Source organism: Kitasatospora sp. DSM 101779, from assembly GCF_025655475.1.
GTDB lineage: Bacteria > Actinomycetota > Actinomycetes > Streptomycetales > Streptomycetaceae > Kitasatospora.
The window spans coordinates 5,880,503-5,901,452 of the sequence record NZ_JAHTIK010000001.1 but is presented as its reverse complement, the minus strand read 5'-3'; the positions used below and the strand labels follow the sequence as shown (position 1 = coordinate 5,901,452).

The window sequence follows — 20,950 nt, the reverse complement described above, 5'->3', positions numbered from 1 at the left end:
GTTGAAACTTGCAGGAAACTTGCAACGCACCGAAGGTACGACCGGGGTGAACGGAGCGTCAAGAGAGTGGAAGGCAACGAATCGGACTCACCGGTAACATCCGCGAACTCCCGTGATACCTCACACCTGGCCCGCCGCATCTAAGAGGGGGAAGCCAACAACACCGACACTCGAACGCACCGGGGGACGACGGCATGGAGAGAGCACTCGACTTCGAGGAGTTCGCGAGCTCCCGCACGCGCAGACTCTTCCAGGTCGCGTACCTCATGTGCGGGGACTGGCACCAGGCCCAGGACCTCGTCCAGACGGCGCTGGCCAAGATGTTCGCCGTCTGGCCGCGACTGCGCCGACGGGAGGACGAACCCGGGCTCGACGCCTACGCCCGCACCGTCCTGCTGCGTACCTACCTCTCGCAACGCCGCCTCAAGCGCTCCACCGAGGTCGTGCTCGCCGAGATGCCCGACAACCCTCAGCCGGCCGGCCACGGCAGCGACCTGAAGCTCACCCTCGCCGCCGCACTCGGCCAACTCCCGCCCCGCAACCGGGCGGTGGTCGTCCTGCGGTACCTCGAGGACCACAGCATCGAGGCGGTCGCCGACATGATGGGCATCTCCGCCGGTGCGGTGAAGAGCCTCAACACCCGTTCCCTGGCCCGACTGCGGGAGATCCTCGGCGAGGACCGCGAACTCCTCTTCCGGCTCTGATTCCGGCTCTGATCCCTCCCCGCCCGTTCACAGCTCCCGGAGTGCGCACCATGGACATCGAAGACGACCTCAGCAGGCTGCTCGGCGCAGGCGCCGACCAGATCCACGTTCCCGTTCAGACCATCGTCGCCGAGGCCACGAGCCGCGGCCGCAAGCTGCGCCGCCGCCGGCGGATCACCCGGGCGGCCGGAGCGGTCGCCGCCGTGACCCTGCTCACCGGCGGGGTGGCCGCGTTCGGGCCCGACACCTTCAACCGCTCCCAGGCACCCGCGACGAACGCCCCCAGCGCCTCGGCCCTGTCCGTCCTCGGCCCGACCGACCCCCCGGTGAACGGCAAGGTCGCCATCACCGGGGCGGGCCTGCTCGGCGTCTTCGCCTCGCTGCTGCCCGACTCGACCCGGTTCAGCACCTACGGCGGGCACGCCACACCCAACGTGGCCATGCTGCAGGTCGACGTGGACTTCGGCGACCACCTGCCCAGCACCGTCTTCGTGGAGCTCAGCAAGGAGGGCCCGGTGGGCGACGTCTGCCACCAGCCCCACGCCACGCACAGGCTCGCATGCGTGGACCTTCCGGGCGGGGCGAAGCTGTACGCGGAGACCGCGGGGGGCGACGCACTGCCGGGCAGCTACCGTATGGTGGTCAAGCGACCGGACGGCTCCTCCGTGGAACTCTCCGTGTTCAGCGGCCAGATGCGTGCCGCCAACAGCGCGCAGCCGTTCGTCCACAACCGGCAGCAGCCGCCGAAGGGCCAGGCCTTCTGGGCCGAGGTCGCCAAGTCCCCGCTGTGGGACTTCCGGATCCCGGTCGAGATCGCCAAGGACGGTGCCAACCGGGCGTCAGCCCTCCAGTGAGTGCCGGGCCGGGCGGGGTCAGACCGCGTCCGGCCCGCGCTCGCCGGTGCGGACGCGGACGATCCCGTCCACCGGCACGCACCAGACCTTGCCGTCGCCGATCTTCCCGGTGCGGGCGGCGGCGACGATGGTGTCCATCACGTCCTCGGCGTCCTCGTCCTCGACGACGACCTCGATCCGCACCTTGGGCACCAGGTCGATCCGGTACTCGGCGCCGCGGTACACCTCGGTGTGGCCGTGCTGGCGCCCGTAGCCGCTCGCCTCGGTGACCGTGAGCCCGTGCACCCCGCGCTCCTGCAGCGCGGTCTTGACCTCGTCCAGCTTGAACGGCTTGACGACGGCGGTGATCAGCTTCATGCGGTGGCGGCCTTGTCGGACGGGTGCTGTGCCAGCACGGTGGCGTGGGCCGTCGTGCCGTGACCCAGGACGCCGTGATCGTACGCGCTCTCGGCGTGCACGGCGAGGTCCAGACCGGTCAGTTCGTGTTCGGCCGGGGCCCGGAAGCCCATCAGCCGGTCGATCGCCCTGCCGATGCCGTAGGTGGCGCCGAACGCGTACGCCCCGACCGCCGCCACCGCCAGCAGCTGCTTGCCGATCAGGGTGAAGCCGCCGTGCAGCAGGCCGACCGGGCCGCCGGTCATCACGGCGGAGGCGAAGACGCCGATCAGCACGGTGCCGATGACACCGGCGACCAGGTGGACGCCCACCACGTCCAGCGAGTCGTCGTAGCCGAAGCGGAACTTCCAGCTGACCGCGTAGGAGCAGACCACACCGGCGGCCAGGCCGACCGCCAGGGCGCCGAGCAGGTCGACGCTGCCGCAGGAGGGGGTGATCGCGACCAGGCCGGCCACCGCTCCGGAGGCCGCGCCGAGCGTGGTGGCGTGGCCGTCGCGGCGCTTCTCCACCAGCAGCCAGCCCAGCAGGCCGGTGCAGCCGGCCGCCTGGGTGTTGAGCAGGACGGCTGCGGCGGTGCCGTTGGCGCCGAGCGCGGAGCCGGCGTTGAAGCCGAACCAGCCGAACCAGAGCAGGCCGGCGCCGAGCACCACCAGCGGCAGGTTGTGCGGCCGCATGGCCTCCTTGCGGAAGCCGAGGCGCGGGCCGAGCAGCAGGGCGAGGGCGAGGCCGCTGGCGCCGGAGTTGACCTCGACCACGGTGCCGCCCGCGTAGTCCAGGGCGCCGAGCCTGGACAGCACCCAGCCGTCGGGCGAGAACACCCAGTGCGCGACCGGCACGTAGACCAGCAGGGTCCAGGCGGCGGTGAAGGCCACCCAGGAGCCGAACCGGGCGCGGTCGGCGATCGCTCCGCTGATCAGCGCGGCGGTGACGATGGCGAAGGTGAGCTGGAAGGTCGCGAAGAGCAGCGTCGGCACGTGGCCGGTCAGGCTCGCCGGGGTGATGCCGGCCATACCGAGGTGGTCGAGGGTGCCGATGACGCCCCAGCCGCCGGCGTCCGGGCCGAAGGCGAGCGAGTAGCCGGCGACCAGCCAGACCACGGTGACGACCGCGATCGACACGAAGCTCATCATGATCATGTTGAGCACGCTCTTGGTGCGGACCATGCCGCCGTAGAACAGCGCGAGCCCGGGGGTCATCAGCAGGACGAGCGCGGTGCTGGCGAGCAGCCAGGCGGTGTCGCCGGTGTCGAGGCCGGCCGTGGAGTCAGCGAGCAGCATGCGGAACCTTCCCGTGCGGCGCGCCTGCGGGTGGTGGGGGCGCGCCGGTCGGGAGAGTCTGTCCGGGCCGTATTTCCCGCTGCGGACACCCGTGTTTCCGCGGTGTTTCGTGTTGCGCGGGGGTTTCCGGAGTCTCACAGCGTGGACGACCGGCGGGAAACGCACGAGGGCCCGGCCGCAGGATGCGGCCGGGCCCTCGCGGACTACCGGATCAGAGTCAGCCGGTCTGGATCGAGGTGTCGTCGATCACGAAGCTGGTCTGCAGCGAGGAGTCCTCCACGCCGTTGAACTTCAGGGTGACCGACTGGCCCGCGTAGGCCGACAGGTCGATCGTCTTCTGGCTGTAGCCGGTCGCCTTGTTGAGGTTCGAGTACGAGGCGACGGTGGTGCCGTTGACCGTGACGGTCAGCTTGTCGTACGCGGTGGAGGTGGTGGTCTCCGCCGTGTCGATGTGCAGCCAGTAGCTCAGGGTCGCCTTGCAGCCGGCCGGGATGCTCACCGTCTGGGACAGGCTGTCCGTGTGGCTGGAGCCGTAGCCGTCCAGCCAGGCCTTCCAGGAGCCGCTGTGCGAGGCCTGGGAGGCGGAGTTGTCGATGACGCCGCTGGTGGAGGTCCAGGTGGTGGCGCCGGACTCGAAGCCGGCGTTGCCGAGCAGCTGCGCCGGGGTGCAGGTGCCGCCACCGCCGGAGTTGACCGTCCAGGTGAAGCTGGTGGTGCCGGTCTTGTTCGCGGCGTCCTTGGCGGTCACGGTCACGTTGTAGGTGCCCGCGGTGGTGGCGGTGCCGGTGATCAGGCCGCCGGAGCTGATCGACAGGCCGGTCGGCAGGCCGGTGGCGCTGAAGGTCAGCGGGGCGGTGCCGCCGCTGGCCTGGATCTGCAGGCTGGCGGTGCCGTTGAGGGCGGTGGTCTGGTTGCCCGGGTTGGTGACGGTGACCGTGCCGCTCGGCAGCGAGCCGACGTTGACCGCGGCCCAGGCGGTGGCGACCGCGTTGTACTCGGCGCTGCCGTTGCCGTAGAGGTCGGTGGCGGCGTTCAGCGTCGCGGTGCGGGCGGCCGCGTAGTTGGTGGTCGAGGTCATGTAGACGCTCAGCGCGCGGTACCAGATCTTCGCGGCCTTGTCCCGGGTGATGCCGGTGACGGCGATGTTGTTGACCGTCGGCGAGTTGTAGCTGACGCCGTTGATGACCTTGGCGCCGCTGCCCTCGGACAGCAGGTAGAAGAAGTGGTTGGCGACGCCGGACGAGTAGTGCACGTCCAGGTTGCCGACGCCCGAGTACCAGGAGTCGGCGGAGCTGCCGTCCTTGGAGGGCTTGTCCATGTAGCGCAGCGGCGTGCCGTCGCCGTTGATGTTGATGAGCTCGCCGATGAGGTAGTCGGGGTTGTCCGACGGGATGTTGGCGTAGAACTCGACCATGCTGCCGAAGATGTCGGAGGTGGCCTCGTTGAGGCCGCCGGACTCGCCGGAGTAGTTGAGGTTGGCGGTGTTGGCGGTGACGCCGTGGCTCATCTCGTGGCCGGCGACGTCGAGTTCGGTCAGCGGGGCGTTGTTGCCCGAGCCGTCGCCGTAGGTCATGCAGAAGCAGCCGTCGTCCCAGAACGCGTTCACGTAGTTGTTGCCGTAGTGGACGCGGCTGTAGGCGCCGACGCCGTCGCCCTTGATGCCGTTGCGGCCGTGGACGTTCTTGAAGTAGTCCCAGGTGGTGGCGACGCCGAAGTGGGCGTCGACCGCGGCGGACTCGCCGTTGGAGGCCTGGCCGTTGCCCCAGGTGTCGGTGGACTTGCTGTAGAGGGTGCCGGTGCCGGAGGTGCCGTGGTTCAGGTTGGTGGTGTAGCCGTTGCCGCGGGCGCCGTCCTTCATCTGGTACGTCGAACCGGACAGCGTGGTGCCGATGGTGACGTTGCCGACGAAGACGCCGGTGCCGGTGCCGGTCTTGATGCCCTCGAACTTCTGGATCACGTTGCCGGTGGAGGCGTCGGTGACGACGTGCATCCTGCTCGGGGTGCCGTCCGACTCGGTGCCGGAGACGACGGTCTCCCAGGCGAGGCGCGGGGAGCCGTCGGCGGCCCAGACGACCAGCCGCGGGGCGGTGTCGAGGGCGGAGCCCGACTCGGCGGCCAGCGCGGCGGCCTGGGCCTTCGGCGCGGCCAGCTTGGGCGTGGTGTTCACACCGGTCAGGGCGGCCTGGGTGGCCTTGTCCACGCTCTTGGTCGCACCGGCCGCGGTCTGGTGCACGACCAGGTCGCCGCCGAGCACGGGGAGTCCGGCGTAGGTGCGCTCGTACCGCAGGTGGCGGGTGCCGTCCGCGTCCACGATCGCGTCCTTGACGACGAGCTTCTCCTGGGCGCCGAGGCCGAGCGTCTGGGCGACGGCGGCGCTCGCCTGGCCGGCGTCGGACAGCAGCTGGGCGCGGTTCACGGCCGCCTGCGGGGCCACGGCGGAAGGCGCGGTGGGCGCGGCGTTGGCCACGACGGGGATGCCGGTCACCAGCAGAGCAGTGGTGGCCGCCAGCGCGGCCATACTCACCCGGGCAGGGGTGTAGCGGGACATGCGGACTCCTTTTCCGACCGGTCGCGGGGTCACGAGCGGTGGAGAGAACCTGGGCCGCGGGGTTGCGGCGCAGCGGGGGCCCGAACCGGTGGGTGCGCGGCGCGGGTGCGGTGCAAGTGGGGGCCGTGCAGGTGGTGCGGAGGCGCTTTACATGTCGTTGGTGCGGCCGCACCGGGGGTGGGGGACCAGTCCGTCTGCGGCCGGAGGAATCGTGGCAGCAAACGGCCGATGAATGACAGATGCATGCCACCAGATTGGCCAAGAAACGCCAACGGGCGTTAACGCCTGACGGGAAGTCGCCTCGGGCGGCTCGGCGGACCTCCGCCGCGCCGCGGCGCGGCCCGCCGGCGGCCGGATCGGCCCCCACCGGCCGCATGGCCCTGGCCGGTGGGTGTGCGAACCCGTTGCTGCGTACCTGACATGATGGGCCATCACGCCGCCGGGAGGTGGTTTTCAGCCAAAACGAAGGGGCTCCGCATGGCTGCGGAGCCCCTTCTCGCTACGGACGTTCCGTCAGTGCTGGACGAACACCGCCACCGTGCGGGCCGGCACCGTGAAGGTGCCGGTGGCCGGGTCGAAGGCGGACTGCTTCACCACCGCGTCGGCGCCGCCGGCCTGCACCGCGTGCAGCGCCTGGGCGGTGCCCTTGAGGGCGGCCAGGGTCTGCTGCTGGGCGGTCGGCGTGGGGTTGAAGACCACGGTGATGCCCTTCTCCGCACCGCGCAGGCCGGTGCCGTCCAGGTGCATGGTGATCACACCGGGCGCTTCCCCGGCCGTGCCGGAGAGCGGGAAGGACAGCCGCTTCTGCACCTCTGCGGCGGTGCTCAGCGAGAACAGCGGCGAGGACTGCCGGATCCGCAGGAACTGCTGGTACATCGAGGTCGAGGCCTTGGTCTCGTTGCAGCCGACGGCCAGCTTCGGGTCGGCCAGCAGCGACTTGGCGGTCGACCACATCGACTTGTTGTCGGCGGCCATCGGCAGGCCCCGGCCCCAGCCGTTGCCCTGGGTGCAGTCCCAGTGGATGGCGTTGAACCAGTCGCCGGAGTCGAAGGAGTTGGCGTCCAGCGACTTGGAGCGCAGCACGTCGCTGCCGGCCTGGGCGAAGCCCGGGCCCTGGCTCAGCGCGGTCAGCGAGAGGCCGAGCGCCTGCATCCGGGCCCGGTCGGCCGGCGAGGTGCCGGCCGGCAGCTTGTAGGCGAGGGCGTCGAACAGGTCGGCGTTGTCGTGCGCGTCGAGGTACTCGACGGCCTCGCCGGGCTGGGCGGCGTAGCCGGTGGGGGCGCCGTTGTAGTCGACGGCCTTGCCGGTGACGGTCTTCCCGTTGGTGTCGGTGAAGGAGTAGCCGGCCAGGTTGCCGGTGAGGCCGACCTTGACCTGGTCCATCTGGTGCAGCAGACGGGCCTTCTGCTCGGCCGCGGTGCCGTTGTCCGCCGAGCCGTTGGGGTCGGTGAACAGGCCGGAGGCGAAGCCCTGCTGGGGCGCCGAGGAGAGCATGTAGTTGCCGCCGCGGGCGGCGTCGCGGATCCGGTCGTTAAAGGTGGCGATGCCGGTGCCGGCCATGTTGGTCTGGGTGGCCTGGACGAAGCGGGCGTCGTTGGCGACGACGCCGAAGTTCCAGCCTTCGCCGTACAGGAAGATGTTCTTCCCGTCGACGCCGTCCTTCTGCGGGGTCAGGGCGCGCAGCGCGGACTGCACGTCCAGCATGGTCGACTTCGGGTCGAGGCCCATCAGGTCGAAGCGGAAGCCGTCGACGCGGTACTGCCGGGCCCAGGTGACGACCGAGTCGACGACCAGCTTGTTCATCATGGCGTGCTCGGGCGCGGTGTCGGCGCAGCAGCTGTCCGTGGTGACCTTGCCGGTGTCGCCGAGCCGCTGGTAGTAGCCGGGGACGATCTTGTCGAGCACGGAGTGCTCGGCCTGTCCGGCGGCGGCGGTGTGGTTGTAGACCACGTCGAGGACGACCCGCAGGCCGGCGTCGTGCATGGCCTGCACCATCTGCCGGAACTGCACGGTGCGGGCGGTGCCGTTGGGATCGGTGGCGTAGGAGCCCTCGGGCACGGTGTAGTGCAGCGGGTCGTAGCCCCAGTTGTACGCGTCCTCGGCCTGGACGGCGGCGACGCACTCCTGCTGCTTGTCGCTGTCGGCGGCGAGCGAGGCCAGGTCGCAGGCGGGCAGCTTCTGGTCGGCGCGGTTCTCGCGGATGGTGGCGATGTCGAAGGTCGGCAGCAGGTGGATCGTGGTGACGCCGGCCTTGGCGAGGTCGCGCAGGTGCTGCATGCCGGCCGAGGTGGACCGGGTGAACGCCAGGTAGGTGCCGCGCTCGTCGGCCGGCACGGTGGTGTCCGCGCTGGAGAAGTCCCGGACGTGCAGCTCCTGGATCTGCTGCTTCGCGGCCGGGATCGCCGCCGGGCTGCGGTGCTGGTCCCAGCCCTTGGGCTTGGTTCCCCGGTCCGAGAGGTCGGCGACCAGGCTGCGGGTGGAGTCGGTGGAGAGCGCCACGGCGTACGGGTCGGTCACGGTGTTGGTCACCACCTGCTGGACGCTGGGCGCCCAGACCTTGACCTTGTACGTGTAGTACTTGCCGTCCAGATCGTCGTGGTCGCGGGTGAACGACCAGATGCCGGTGGCGTCGTCCCGCTTGAGCGGCACGTTCTTCGGGGTGCCGCCGGTGGCCTTGTCGTAGAGGTCGACGGAGACTTCGGCGGCGGTCGGCGCCCAGAGCGAGAGGGTGACCTTGCGGGTGTCGTCGCCGAACCAGCCGCTCTCCTTGCGGCCGCCGTAGACCGGGCCGAGCTGGGCCTTGGCGGCCTTGGCGCCGTACAGGTCGTCGAGGACGCCGGGGATCTGCACGCCGGTGGCGGCCAGCGCGGCGCCGTTCGGCAGGTGCTCGGCGAAGACCAGCTGGCTGCGCAGGGCGTCGGTGATCCGGCCGGTGTCGCGGCTGTCGACGGTGAAGGCGCGGTAGCCGGCGAGGTGCGGGAACGCGGCCTTCTGGGCGTCGGTGAGGGTGCCGGGGTTGAGCCGGATCCAGCGGCCGGGCTTGCTGAGCACGCCCTTGTCGACGGTGATGCCGCCGGCCGGGTCGAAGATCAGCTGGGCGCTGGTGCCGCCCTTGAGCGCGGCGTCGCCGGCGCCGTAGTTGGCGGGCACCACGACGGTCTTCGCGTCGATCCACTGGGCGCGCGAGGAGGTGAGGTCGAGCTGCGAGGAGGTGCCGGCGGCCTGCGGCAGCAGGTACCCCTCCTGGCCGCCGACGATCCAGATCTCGCGGCCGCTGGTGGCGAAGTTCAGCGACTGGTCCTGCGGCAGGTCCTTGTCGTTGCCGTTGTGGACGATGTAACTGAGGCTGGTCGCGCCCTCGGCGAGCGGCACCTCGAAGACCGCGCCGAACGCGTCCCTGCGGGTCGGCATCAGCGGGCTGCCCCAGTCGGTGGGGTTGGCCGCGCCCGTCCAGTCGTGCAGGCCCCAGCCGTCGTACTTGCCGTCCGCGCGGTGGTAGTGGATGACCGCGGTGTTCTCCTTCACCGGCACGGCCGGGTCGGGGTCGGCGGTGCGGACGGCCGGGTCGCCCTCCTTGATCCACACCTCGCCGGTGGTGCCGAGGTCGATGTGGCGGTCGGCGTCGACGTCCTTGGTGCCGTTGTTCTCGACGACGAAGCCGACGTCGGAGGCGCCGGACTTCAGCTTGACGTAGGCGAAAGCACCGTAGGCGTCGCGGCCGACGAAGCCGTGCCCGTCGGGCCAGGTGGTGGACTCGCCGTCGGCGAGATCGCCCCAGGCGTAGAGGTTCCAGCCGTCGTAGTCGCCGTTCTTGCGCTGGTAGTGCACGACCGCGTAGGGGCGGGAGGTGGAGCTCGGGGCCTGCTGCGGTACCGGGGAGCCGGTGGTGAAGGAGCCGGTGGTGGAGGCGAGCCGGCCGGCCGAGTCCTGGACGACGGCCTTGTAGCGGACGACGGTGCCGGGGGCGGCCGCCGAGACGTCCTGGGTGACCTTGAAGGCGCCGTTGTCGGCGGTGCCGAGGACCTGCCACGGGCCGTTGCCCACCTGCGCGGCGAAGGTGACCCGGTCGAAGCCGGTGCCGGGCACCTGGGCACCGACGGTGACGGTGCCGGTGGAGCCGTCGGCGGGCGCCTGCAGGGTGATCTGCGGGCCGGCCGCGGGCTTGGCGAGCCTGCCGGACGCCTTGTAGACCACCGAGGACATCGGCGGCACGGTGACGGTGAGCTTGCGGTCGGCGCCGGTGGTGGCCTTGGCGCCGGCGGCCGGGTACACCGACCGGAAGTCCATGCCGGCGGAGTAGGTGTCCAGGGCGACGGTCTTCGGCTCGGCCGCGTTGTTCACCGCGACCAGGTACTCGACCTGCTGCTTGGCGTCGATCCGGGAGAAGGCGTACACGCCGGCGCCGTCGGCGGCGTACCGCTCGATCTGGGCGCCGTCGGCGAGCGCCGGGTGGGCCTCGCGCAGCGAGGCGAGGTCGGAGATGCCCTCGTAGAGCGCGCCGTGCCTGCCGTAGCGGTCGGTGGAGCCCTTGCTGCCGCCGATGACGTTGTCGGCGTTGTAGGAGGGGGTCCTGGAGGCGAACATGTCCTGCCGGGCGTCCTTGTCGCCGCCCGCGCCGGTGAAGCCCTGCTCGTCGCCGTAGTAGACGACCGGCTGGCCGCGGGTGAGGAACTGCAGCTCGTTGGCGAGCAGGTCCTTCTTCAGCAGCAGGTCCTGGCTCGCGCCCGGGTTGTCGCTCTGCAGGAAGCTGCCGAAGCGGCCCATGTCGTGGTTGCCGAGGAAGGTCGGCAGCTCGTACGCGTCGGTGGCGCCGGTGGTGTAGCGGTAGTCCTGCGCGTACAGCTCGGCGAGGGACTTGGCGGAGCCGTTCTGCGAGACGAACCGGCGGGCCGCGTCCTGGAAGGCGAAGTCCAGGGTGGCCTGCAGCTTGCCCTTGGTGACATACGGCGCGGTGACGGACGGGTCGGCGGAGTAGACCTCGCCGAACATGAAGAAGTCCTTGTTGCCGCGCTGGGCGGCGAACTGCTTGAGCGCGGGCGCCCAGTTCTGCCAGAACGCCATGTTGACGTGCTTGACGGTGTCGATCCGGAAGCCGTCGACGCCGGCCTCGGCGACCCAGGTCTGGTAGATCTTCTTCATGCCCTCGACGACCTTGGGGTTCTGGGTGTCGAGGTCGTCCAGGCCGGAGAAGTCGCCCTCGGTGGAGGACTCGCCGACGAAGGTCGAGTTGCCGCGGTTGTGGTAGAGCGAGGGGTCGTTCAGCCAGGACGGGGTCTTGGCGTTCGCGTCGGCCGGGGTGCGCAGCACCGGGCTGTAGGGGAACGAGTCCTTGGTGATCCTCGGCCAGGCGGTGCCGGCGTCGGCGACGGCCGTCTCGTCGACCGGGTTGCCGTCCGCGTCCAGGGTCGGGTAGGCGCCGGCCGAGCGGTAGTCGTAGGTGTGCTCGGCGAAGTCGACGACGTCGGCGGTGTGGTTGGTGATGACGTCGAAGAAGACCTTGATGCCCTTGGCGTGCGCCTTGCGGATCAGCTCCTTGAGCTGGTCGTTGGTGCCGAAGTGCGGGTCGACCTGGGTGAAGTCGGTGATCCAGTAGCCGTGGTAGCCGGCCGAGGCGTCGGCGCCGGTGCCCTGGACGGGCTTGTTCTTGAATATCGGCGCCATCCAGATGGCGGTGGTGCCGAGGTCCTCGATGTAGTCGAGCTTGTCGATCAGGCCCTGCAGGTCGCCGCCGTGGTAGAAGCCCTTGTCGGCGGGGTCGAAGCCGTTGTCGAGGCGGCCGCCGGTGATGCCCCCGGTGTCGTTCGCGGTGTTTCCGTTGGCGAAGCGGTCGGGAAGGACGAAGTAGAACTGCTCCCGCGTGAGGTCGTGCCGGCCTGCGGTGGCGGCGAGCGCGGCGTCGGAGGGCGGGGCGGGCGGGGCCGCGGCGGCGGCCAGCGGAGCCGAACCGAGGGTGGCGGAGATCAGGGACGCGGCCAGCAGGACGGCTGCTCGGCGGGGTCTGCGGTACGGGGTGGTGCTCCGAGAACGGCGGGGCTGAGCATCGGCCACAGCGGGCTCCCTTGGGGCGGCTCGTTCGTCATTGAGTTGAGGTGGCGTGGACGCTAGCGCGCTGCAAGATGTTTCAGCAAGATGCTGAAAATGTTGCAACCAACCTCTTGACCGAACCGTTGCGAAGGCCGCAGAGTCGTACGTGCGCCCGGGAAGTACCGCCGGATGCCGGGCGCGTTTCACGGGGATTGCCGCCCGTCGGGTCCGGACGACCCGGTCCGGTGCCTGACAGCACCCGACGGGCTCCCCCGTGAACCACACCGCCCCCGGACGCCCGGGTCACCCCGGTTCGACCCCTGTGATGCGCACACGCAACAATGGATTGCATGCGTCCCCCCAGGCTCACTCCCCCTCCATCCGCAGGGGGACAGCCGGTGAAGAATCCCCGACCAGAGGATGAGCGGACGGCCACGGGACGTCTGGCAGACTTCTCGTCCATGGGGGAACCGACCGAGATCCACGCAGCCGACGCCGACCGCGCCGGCGCGGCGTCCACCGGCGGTTCCGTCCCGGGCGAGGGCGTGCACCGCAGGACCTCGCTGCCGGACGGAGCCACCAGCGCCGCCCGTACGCGCTCCGCCGCGCTCCGCGCGCGGGTCCGCACCCAGCGCAGCTCCCCCGCCCGGCCCCGGCTCTGGTTCGAGCTCGCGCTGATCGGCATCAGCTACTGGCTGTACTCGCTGGTGCGCAACGCCGTCCCCGAGCAGGCCTCGATCGCCCAGAAGCACGCCGACTGGGTGTGGCGCTTCGAGCGCGCCCTCGGCGTCGGCATAGAGCGGGCGGTCAACCACACCGTCGACCGGGCCGAGTGGTTGATCGTCGGTATGAACTACTACTACGCGACCCTGCACTTCATCGTGACGATCGGGGTGCTGGTCTGGCTGTACCGCAGACATCCCGGCCGCTACGCGGCCACCCGCACGGTCCTCTTCGTGACCACCGGCATCGCCCTGGTCGGCTTCTACTGCTTCCCCCTGGCACCGCCCCGCCTGATGACCGGCGGCGGCTTCATCGACACCGTCGCCGTCCACCACACCTGGGGGTCGATGGCCTCCGGTCCCGCGGCGCACGTCTCCAACCAGTACGCGGCGATGCCCTCGATGCACATCGGCTGGTCGCTCTGGTGCGGTCTGACCATCTTCTTCCTGGCCCACCGCACCTGGGTGCGGGTGCTCGGCCTGCTCTATCCGGCGGTCACCCTGGTCGTGATCGTCTCGACCGCCAACCACTTCTGGATGGACGCCGTCGGCGGCGTGCTCTGCCTCGCGGTCGGCTTCCTGGCCGCCCGGCTGGTCTACCACGTCTGGGCGTACCAGCTGCCGAGGGTGCCGGGCGGGCCGCGCCCTCAGCCGGTCACCGTGCCGGTGCACTGGACGACGCCGGTCGGCGCCGGCCGCAACTGACCGCGGGCCTCACCCGGCCGTGGGCCGACGGCCGCGGCCGTCACGGACCGTAGAACAGCCGCTCCACCACCGCGCGGGCCCGCCGGGTCGTGCGCCGGTAGTCGTCCACCAGCTCACCGGAGTGCCCGGCGCCGTAGCCGAGGTAGCGGGCGACCCCGGCGAGCTCCCGGGCGTCGCCGGGGAAGCTGTCCCCGGGCCGGCCGCGCACCAGCATCACGGCGCTGCGCACCCGGGAGGCCAGCACCCAGGCGGTGTCCAGCACCAGGGCGTCCTCGTGCGCGACCAGCCCGGCCCGGGCGGCCTCCGCGAGCGCGGCCCTCGTCCGGGTGGTGCGCAGCCCCGGCAGCTCGTGGCCGTGCTGGAGCTGGAAGAGCTGCACCACCCACTCGACATCGGCCAGACCGCCCCGGCCGATCTTGGTGTGGGTGGTGGGGTCGGCGCCCCGCGGCAGCCGCTCGGACTCGATCCGGGCCTTGATCCGCCGGATCTCCACCAGGTCGCGGTCCGGCACGCCACCGCCCGGATAGCGCAGCGGGTCGATCAGCGCCCGGAACCGCTCCCCCAGCCCGGCGTCGCCGGCCACCGGCTCGGCCCGCAGCAGCGCCTGGCTCTCCCAGACGTGCGACCACCGCCGGTAGTAGGCGGCGTAGGAGGCGAGGGTGCGCACCAGCGGGCCGTTGCGGCCCTCGGGGCGCAGGTCGGCGTCGACCAGCAGCGGCGGTTCGGTGGAGGGGGCGGCGAGCAGGGTGCGCAGCTCGTGGCAGACGGCGTGGGCGGCCCGGGCGGCGTCCTCGTCGAGGGCCTCCAGCACCGGCTCGTGGACGAGCAGCACGTCCGCGTCGGAGCCGTAGCCGAGCTCGTGGCCGCCGAAGCGGCCCATCGCGATGACGGCGATCCTGGTCGGCAGCTCGCCGTTGCGGGCCTCCCAGCCGGCGATGCAGGCGCGCAGGGCGCCCTGCAGGGTGGCCGCGTTCAGGGCGGTGAGCGCCTCGGCCGCGGTGTCGAGGGCCTCGGCCGGGTCGTCGCCGAGCCGGCCGAGCACGTCGGCGGCGGAGGTGCGGAAGAGTTCGCGGCGGCGGACGGCCCGGGCCGCGGCGACGCCGGCGGCGGCGTCCCCGGCCCGGCCGACCGCGGCGAGTATCTCCTGCTCCAGCGCGGCCCGGCCGCGCGGCACCAGGCCCTGCGGGTCGCCGAGCATGGCGACCGCCTCGGGCGCGCGCAGCAACAGGTCCGGGGCGAGCCGGCCGGCCGACAGCACCCGGGCGAGCTGCTCGGCTGCGGCGCCCTCGTCGCGCAGCAGCCGCAGGTACCAGGGGGTGCGGCCGAGCGCGTCGGAGACCTGCCGGAAGTTGAGCAGTCCGGCGTCCGGGTCGGCGGAGTCGGCGAACCAGCCGAGCAGGACGGGCAGCAGGGTGCGCTGGATCGCGGCCTTGCGGCTGACGCCGGAGGCGAGGGCGGTCAGGTGGCGCAGCGCGGCGGCGGGGTCGGCGTAGCCGAGCGCCTCCAGCCGGGCCTTGGCGGCGTCGGCGCGCAGGCCCGCCGCGCCGGCGGGCAGCTCGGCGACGGCGTCCAGCAGCGGCCGGTAGAACAGCCGCTCGTGCAGCCGGCGGACCTCGACGGCGTGCCGCCGCCATTCGCGGTGCAGGGCGGCGACCGGGTCGGCCCGGGTGTCGTCGTTGATCAGGACGGCGAGCGAGCGGGCCAGGCGCCGCTGGTCGGCCTGGCCGGTCGGCATCAGGTGGGTGCGGCGCAGCCGGTGCAGCTGGATGCGGTGCTCCATCGCGCGCAGGAAGCGGTAGGCGGTGTCCAGGGAGGCGGCGTCGGCCCGGCCGACGTAGCCGCCGTCGCTGAGCGCCTGCAGGGCCTGCAGGGTGTTGCCGCTGCGCAGCGCGGGGTCGGTGCGGCCGTGCACCAGCTGGAGCAGCTGGACGGCGAACTCGACGTCGCGCAGACCGCCGGGGCCGAGCTTGAGCTGCCGGTCGAGCTCGGTGGCGGGGATGGCGTCGACGACGCGGCGGCGCATCTGCTGGACGTCGGCGACGAAGTTCTCCCGGGCGGCGGCCTGCCACACCAGCGGGGCGATGGCCTCGGTGTAGGCGGCGCCGAGCTCCATGTCGCCGGCGACCGGGCGGGCCTTGAGCAGGGCCTGGAACTCCCAGGTCTTGGCCCAGCGCTGGTAGTAGGCGAGGTGGCTGGCGAGGGTGCGCACCAGCGGCCCGTTGCGGCCCTCGGGTCGGAGGTTGGCGTCGACCGGCCAGATGACGCCCTCGCCGGTGGTGTCCGAGCAGATCCGCATCAGCCGGGCGGCGAGCCGGGTGGCGGCCTGCATCGCCCGGTGCTCCTCGGTGCCCTCGCCCGGCTCGGCGACGAAGATCACGTCCACGTCGGAGACGTAGTTGAGTTCGCCGCCGCCGCACTTGCCCATGCCGATCACGGCGAGCCGGCAGGCGGCCGCGGCGGCCGGGTCCTCGTCGGAGGCGATGTCCAGGGCGGTCTGCAGGGTCGCGCCGGCGAGGTCGGCGAGTTCGGCGGAGGTCTGCGACAGGTCGGTGGTGCCGGTGAGGTCGCGGGCGGCGATGGCGAGCAGGCAGCGGCGGTAGGCGGTGCGCAGCACGTCGGGGCGGCGGGGCGGGTCGGCGGCCCAGACCCGCTCGGCGAGGGCGCGGCGGAACTCGGCGGCGCCGGGGTGGATGTCGCGCTGCTCGAAGCTGACCAGGGCGTGCCAGTCCTCGGGGTGGCGGGCCAGGTGGTCGCCGAGGGCGGCGGAGGCGCCGAGAACGGCGAGCAGGCGGTCGCGCAGCGGTTTGGCGGTGGTGAGGGTGTCGCGCAGGGTGTGCCGTTCGGGCTCGTCGAGGGCCTCCAGCAGGCGGGCGAGGCCGGACAGGGCGAGGTCGGGGTCGGCGGTGGAGCCGAGCGAGTCCAGCAGCAGGGAGTCTCCGGCGAGGCCGGTGAGCGCCGGCTCGGCGAGGCGCGCGACGGCGGCGTCCGGGTCCTCGAATCCGCGCCTGACCAGCCGGACCTCCAGGCGGCTGGTCCGGCCGCCGGTCCGCTCCTCCACCGCCATGGCCCCTCCGGTACGGCGCTCCGAGCATCCGAACATGCAGTACCTACGAGCCTAAGGGCCGCACGACCCGATAGCCCGCACGGGCCCGGCCGAGGTGAGGAACTCCGGCGGCGGCCCCATGGTGGGAGCACGGCGACCCTGCCACGATCGGAAAGCCCGATGTTCCTGCGCGTACTGACCTCGGCCGCACTGCTGTGTTCGGCGGCCGCGGCCCCCGCCGCTGCCGCGGAGCACCCCTCGACCACCGTGCTGGACGATTCCTTCCGCACACTCGACCTCGGCCCCGGCCGCCCATGGGGCTGGCAGAGCGCCGCGTACGCGCAGTGCACGTCCAACCCCGGCCACTACAAGCTGGACCACCTCACCACGACGGCGCTCAGCACGGCCCGCGGACACCTGACGATCACTGCCACCCCGCGGGCCGACGGGCGGTGGAACACCGGGCTGCTGACCACCGGCGACTCCTGCGCATCTGGCGGCACCGGCGCGCAGATCCGCACCGGCGGCCTGCTGATGGCCCACGTCCGGCTGCCCGCCGCGGGCTCGGGCACCTGGCCCGGGCTGTGGACGTGGCGCGACGGCCACAACGAGCTGGACGTCTTCGAGTGGCACGCCGACTTCCCGGGCACCATCGAGTTCGCCAACCACGTCCTGCCGCCGGGCTCGGGTGCGCTGTACTCGGGGCCGGAGATCGGTGCGGGGCGCTGGCTCTGGGTCGGGGCACGCTTCGGCGCCGACAGCGTGGTCTGGTACGTCGGCACCGACCTGGACCACCTGGTCCGCGCGTACGAGGACGGGCTGGGCGTCGGCGGGGACTTCGCCGCGTACCCGATCCTCAACCTGGCGGTGGACGACGGGAACTTCCACACCCCGCCGCGGGGCTCCCGGCCGGCGACCATGGAGGCCGACCGGCTGGTCGTGATGCAGCCCGCCCCAAACTGGCTGCCGTAGGAGTCGTCCGGTCCCGTCCCCGGGACAGGCCCTGACCGTCCGCCGCGGCCGCCGGCCGGGAGGCCGACGACCACGGGCGGACGGGCGGGTGGGCCGCCCTCGGGCTCAGCGGCGCGGGAGCAGTCGCATCAGCGCGGCGCCCGCCATGGTCAGCGTGAACGCCGCCACGAGCAGGCCCATCGAGTTCACGCCGGTCGCGGCCAGCGTTCCGGCCGTACCGGCCGCACCCCAGGTTGGGAGCTGTCCGTACATGTTTTCCTCCTCTGGTCCGCCGGGCGGCGGCACGTGGTGAGCGGGTTCCTTGCGGACGACGGTGCGTTCGCTATGTCGCGCACCATCGCTGTTCTCTCTTCCATGCGAACCTCCAGAGCGCCTGGACGTAGATGCAGTGCTGAATGACGTCGTAGACGAGTTCCACGACCAACGTGAGGACCAGGAGGTGGGCGCGCCAGCCGGCCTTCCGCGCGGTGACGACCTTCTCCAGGACGAAGACGAGCCCCACGCACGCCCAGAGGGTCGACAGCTGGGGCCAGCCGAAGAGCAGCGTGGTGAGGAGCATGTAGCCGAGGTACATGAACATGAAGAGGACGGAGAGCGCCATCAGGAACTGGCGCAGGATGTACGGCGCCGTCACCCGCGTCCAGCCGTAGTCCCGCAGGTTCTCGAGTGCGCCGCGCTGCCAGCGCAGGCGCTGCTGCCACAGCCGGGGGACGGTCGGCATCACCTCGGTCACCACCTCGCAGCCGGGCGGCGAGACCGTGCGGTAGCCGAGCGTGCGGACGGCCTTGGTGATCTCGTCGTCCTCGGTCAGTGACGACACCGAGTAGTAGCCGGTGCCGCCTCCGAGCCGGCCGGAGCGCCGGGCCCGGTGGATCTCGCGCAGGACACCGGCCCGGAACAGGCTGGCGGTGCCGGTGAGGACCTCCGCCCGGTAGCGCTTGCGGGCGATCGAGATGGCGTACCGGTGGAACTCGATCCGCTGCAGGACACCGAGCAGGCCGCCGCCGGGCTCGCCGTAGAAGATCCCGCCGACGCCGCCGACGCCCTCGGTGGAGGCGTCCACCGCGGCCCGCAGGAAGCCCGGGTTGAGGGTGGTGTCGGCGTCCTGGACGAGCACGAGGTCGGTGTCGGCCAGCTCGGGTTCGAGCCGGGCGAGGGCCTGGTTGAGTGCGCCGGCCTTCTTGTCCCGGTTGTCCGCGGTGCTCATGACCTCGGCGCCGAGCACGGCGGCGACCAGGGCGGTGTCGTCGGTGCAGTTGTCGCAGACCACCACCGTCCGGTCGGGCGCCGGGGACTGCCGCCTCAGCGCGGCGAGGGCCGCTCCGATCCGCTGCGCCTCGTTGTGCGCGGGGATCAGGGCGACGATCAGCGGCTCCCGGCCGGACGGGGGCACGTCGGGCGTGGCCGGGCCGGTCAGGGCCAGGTCGGCTGGGACCTGCTCGGCAAGGATGTTCATCGGGTCCCGATCGCGTGGTTCGGACGGGTGGACGGGCGGCCGAGGTCGGCCGGATTTTGAGATTAGATGCCGAACGCCCGCCCGGAAACCTATGGAATGCCCGAGTCCTGACAGTTCACCCGCCCAGTCCAACCCCGTTGACCCGACCTGCGGACAGCACACGAACGCCGGTGTGGCGAGGCCCCGGGCGGAATCTGACGGCCGATTATCGTGACGGCACATCGAGGCCCGCCGAGGGTCGGCGGCCGGTACGAGAGCAGGCGGCGCACATGGCGATTCTGCGGTCCCGCGGTCCCCTGCTCGGGGTGCTGCTGATGCAGACGGTCCTGACGCTGGGTCTGGCGAACTCGGCCCCCGCGGACGAGGCCGCCCACCTCTACGGCGGCCACCGGCTGCTGGACCACTTCGCCGGCGGTCTGCCGCTCGACGACGACTACGACGCCCGCCTCGCCGGGCTGCCCTACCTCCACCCGCTGCTCGCCGCCTGGATCGACGGCGCCGGCGGGCTCGCCGCCGCCCGCGCGCTCGGACTGCTCTGCACCCTCGCGGCGACCTGGCTGGTCCACGCCACCGCGGCCCGGCTGTTCGAGGAGCGGGCGGCGTTCTTCGCCGCCGCCCTGCTCGGGCTCTCCGCCCCCGTCCTGTGCGCCGGCAACCTCGCCACCTCCACGGCGCCCGCGCTGGCCCTGCTCGCAGCCTCGCTCCACTGCGCCGTCCGCTCCGCCGACCGGGAGAGCGCCTCCGCCGCCGCCCCGGTCCTCGCCTTCCTCGCGATCGCGACCGCCTATCCGTCCTGGCTGTTCGTGCTGCCCGTGGCCGCAGCCGAGGCGGCGCTCGCGGCGCGGCAGCTCGGCCCGCGCAGGGCGGTGCGACGCGGCGCCCTGTTCCTGCTCCAGACCGCCGTACCGACCGCGTGCGTGCTCTTCCTGACCGCGCTGTACGACGGGAACAGCGTCCTGCGGGGCATCGCCGGGGCGCTCGCCCGGGACGGGGAGGAATCGGCCGCGCAGGTCGCCGCCCTGGCCGTGGACTGCACAGGCGCCGTCCTGCTGCTGGCCCTGGTCGGCGCGGTGCTGTACACCCGCGGGGCCGACCCCGAGCACGGCCGCCCCACCGGCGTCCGGGCCCTGCTGGGCGCCGCACTGACCGGGGGCGCACTCCTCACCCCGCTCACCGCCCTGTGGCGGCACAGCGCCGAATCCCTGGAGACGAGCAGCGTCTTCGGACTCCTGCTGGCCGCACCGGCCGCGGGCCTGCTGCTGGCCCGGATCTCGCACCACGGCACCAGGTCGGCCGCAGCCGCCGTGGCCCTGCTCGCTGCCACGGCCGGCACTGCCGGCTGGGTCTCCCAGCAACTGTTCACCCGCTGGCCCGACACCCGGCCCGTGATGGCCTACCTGCAGCCGCAGGCCGGCCCGGCCGAGACCATCCTCACCGGCAACGCCGCCGTGCCCCGCTACTACCTGTACCCGGCGCCCGCGCACACCGCGGTCGTCAGCACCTCCGCCGCGCCCCCGTACCGCACCCCTTCCGGACGGCCGCCCACCAGCGCCGACTCCTGGCGGCAGACCGTCGAGGACCACCGCTTCACCCGCATCGTCCTGGGCGGCGGCTTCCCCGACCAGGACCGCCGGCTGGCCGCCCTCCTCACCCCGAACGGCTACCGCCGCACCCGGACCTTCCCCTTCCACAGCACCGCCTGCAGCTCCGTCCCCTTCGCCTTCCCCGAGACCTCCGGCACCTTCACCGTCTGGGAACGGAGCTGATCCCGCCAGGCCGGCGGCCACCGGTCCCGTCCCCTCCGCTCCGCCCCTTCCGGTCTCGCGTCGGAGTCACTCGCGCGGACCGGTGTCGCGCGCCGCCTTCACCATCCCGAGCAGGGCGACGGCCAGCACGCCCGCCACGACCGGCAGCCGCCACCACCAGCCCGGCCCCACGGCCGGCACCGGCACCGTTCCGAACACGACCAGGGACGACAGCAGTGCCGTCGCCCACACCCAACGCCCCCGGCCCCGAGCGGACTTCAGACGCGTCCGGGCCACCGGCCACATGACCGCCGGCAGCGCCGACAGCCCGGCGTACAGCAGCCCCACGGGTTGCACCAGGGCCGGACCCACCAGGTCGTCCCGGTCGAGAGCGCCCGCCGGAGTGGTGTCCACGGCCGCCGCGGCCGCCGCGGCCCCCGCCGCCACGACCAGCCAGACCCCGGCCCGGCCCAACGCCCGTCGCCGTGCCGTCACTTCACCCCT

13 protein-coding genes are annotated in these 20,950 nt (G+C 72.3%); 5 read left to right on the top strand and 8 right to left on the bottom strand.

The genetic code is table 11. The features are described from left to right. Window positions 1-194 precede the first annotated feature (194 nt). Both KSNIM_RS26860 and KSNIM_RS26855 read left to right on the top strand, forming a co-directional pair. Entirely contained in the window at window positions 195-704 is a 510-nt protein-coding gene (locus KSNIM_RS26860; protein ID WP_263105698.1) for a SigE family RNA polymerase sigma factor, read from the top strand. A gap of 50 nt (window positions 705-754) precedes the next feature. Continuing rightward, window positions 755-1,558, top strand: coding sequence for a hypothetical protein (locus KSNIM_RS26855; protein ID WP_263105697.1), 804 nt, complete (start codon window positions 755-757; stop codon window positions 1,556-1,558). 18 nt (window positions 1,559-1,576) lie between these two features. On the opposite strand, the gene KSNIM_RS26850 is transcribed toward KSNIM_RS26855, so the two are convergent. The 4 genes from KSNIM_RS26850 to pulA all read right to left on the bottom strand — a co-directional run bounded on the left by KSNIM_RS26850 (window position 1,577) and on the right by pulA (window position 11,827). Then, window positions 1,577-1,915: a P-II family nitrogen regulator gene (locus KSNIM_RS26850; protein ID WP_030269157.1), complete on the bottom strand. Its 339-nt coding sequence runs from the start codon at window positions 1,913-1,915 to the stop codon at window positions 1,577-1,579. Further along, window positions 1,912-3,231, bottom strand: coding sequence for an ammonium transporter (locus KSNIM_RS26845; protein WP_263105696.1), 1,320 nt, complete (start codon window positions 3,229-3,231; stop codon window positions 1,912-1,914). Before KSNIM_RS26845 ends, KSNIM_RS26850 begins: the two co-directional genes overlap by 4 nt. A gap of 217 nt (window positions 3,232-3,448) precedes the next feature. After that, window positions 3,449-5,779 (bottom strand): M4 family metallopeptidase, encoded by a 2,331-nt coding sequence (locus KSNIM_RS26840; RefSeq protein WP_263105695.1) that lies wholly within the window; start codon window positions 5,777-5,779, stop codon window positions 3,449-3,451. 513 nt (window positions 5,780-6,292) lie between these two features. Continuing rightward, the gene (gene pulA, locus KSNIM_RS26835; RefSeq protein ID WP_263105694.1) at window positions 6,293-11,827 is read right to left on the bottom strand and encodes a pullulanase-type alpha-1,6-glucosidase; all 5,535 of its coding nucleotides are present in this window, start codon (window positions 11,825-11,827) and stop codon (window positions 6,293-6,295) included. Between the two features lie 437 nt (window positions 11,828-12,264). Between pulA and KSNIM_RS26830 the strand changes: the two genes are divergently transcribed. Continuing rightward, complete coding sequence (locus KSNIM_RS26830; protein WP_263105693.1) at window positions 12,265-13,230, top strand: phosphatase PAP2 family protein; 966 nt, start codon at window positions 12,265-12,267, stop codon at window positions 13,228-13,230. A 40-nt stretch (window positions 13,231-13,270) separates the two neighbouring features. On the opposite strand, the gene KSNIM_RS26825 is transcribed toward KSNIM_RS26830, so the two are convergent. Beyond that, window positions 13,271-16,294 (bottom strand): bifunctional [glutamine synthetase] adenylyltransferase/[glutamine synthetase]-adenylyl-L-tyrosine phosphorylase, encoded by a 3,024-nt coding sequence (locus KSNIM_RS26825; RefSeq protein WP_263105692.1) that lies wholly within the window; start codon window positions 16,292-16,294, stop codon window positions 13,271-13,273. A 159-nt stretch (window positions 16,295-16,453) separates the two neighbouring features. On the opposite strand from KSNIM_RS26825, the gene KSNIM_RS26820 reads away from it, so the two are divergent. Further along, window positions 16,454-17,245 (top strand): beta-glucanase, encoded by a 792-nt coding sequence (locus KSNIM_RS26820; RefSeq protein WP_263105691.1) that lies wholly within the window; start codon window positions 16,454-16,456, stop codon window positions 17,243-17,245. A gap of 105 nt (window positions 17,246-17,350) precedes the next feature. Here KSNIM_RS26820 and KSNIM_RS26815 read toward each other — a convergent pair whose 3' ends face one another. Next, complete coding sequence (locus KSNIM_RS26815; RefSeq protein ID WP_263105690.1) at window positions 17,351-17,497, bottom strand: hypothetical protein; 147 nt, start codon at window positions 17,495-17,497, stop codon at window positions 17,351-17,353. Window positions 17,498-17,567: 70 nt separating this feature from the next. Next, window positions 17,568-18,701 (bottom strand): glycosyltransferase, encoded by a 1,134-nt coding sequence (locus KSNIM_RS26810; RefSeq protein WP_263105689.1) that lies wholly within the window; start codon window positions 18,699-18,701, stop codon window positions 17,568-17,570. 269 nt (window positions 18,702-18,970) lie between these two features. Here KSNIM_RS26810 and KSNIM_RS26805 point away from each other — a divergent pair, with 269 nt between their 5' ends. After that, a complete protein-coding gene (locus KSNIM_RS26805; RefSeq protein ID WP_263105688.1) occupies window positions 18,971-20,467 on the top strand; it encodes a glycosyltransferase family 39 protein in 1,497 nt (498 codons plus the stop codon). A gap of 66 nt (window positions 20,468-20,533) precedes the next feature. On the opposite strand, the gene KSNIM_RS26800 is transcribed toward KSNIM_RS26805, so the two are convergent. Beyond that, on the bottom strand, window positions 20,534-20,941 hold the full coding sequence (locus KSNIM_RS26800; protein WP_263105687.1) for a hypothetical protein: 408 nt from the start codon (window positions 20,939-20,941) through the stop codon (window positions 20,534-20,536). Window positions 20,942-20,950 lie beyond the last annotated feature (9 nt).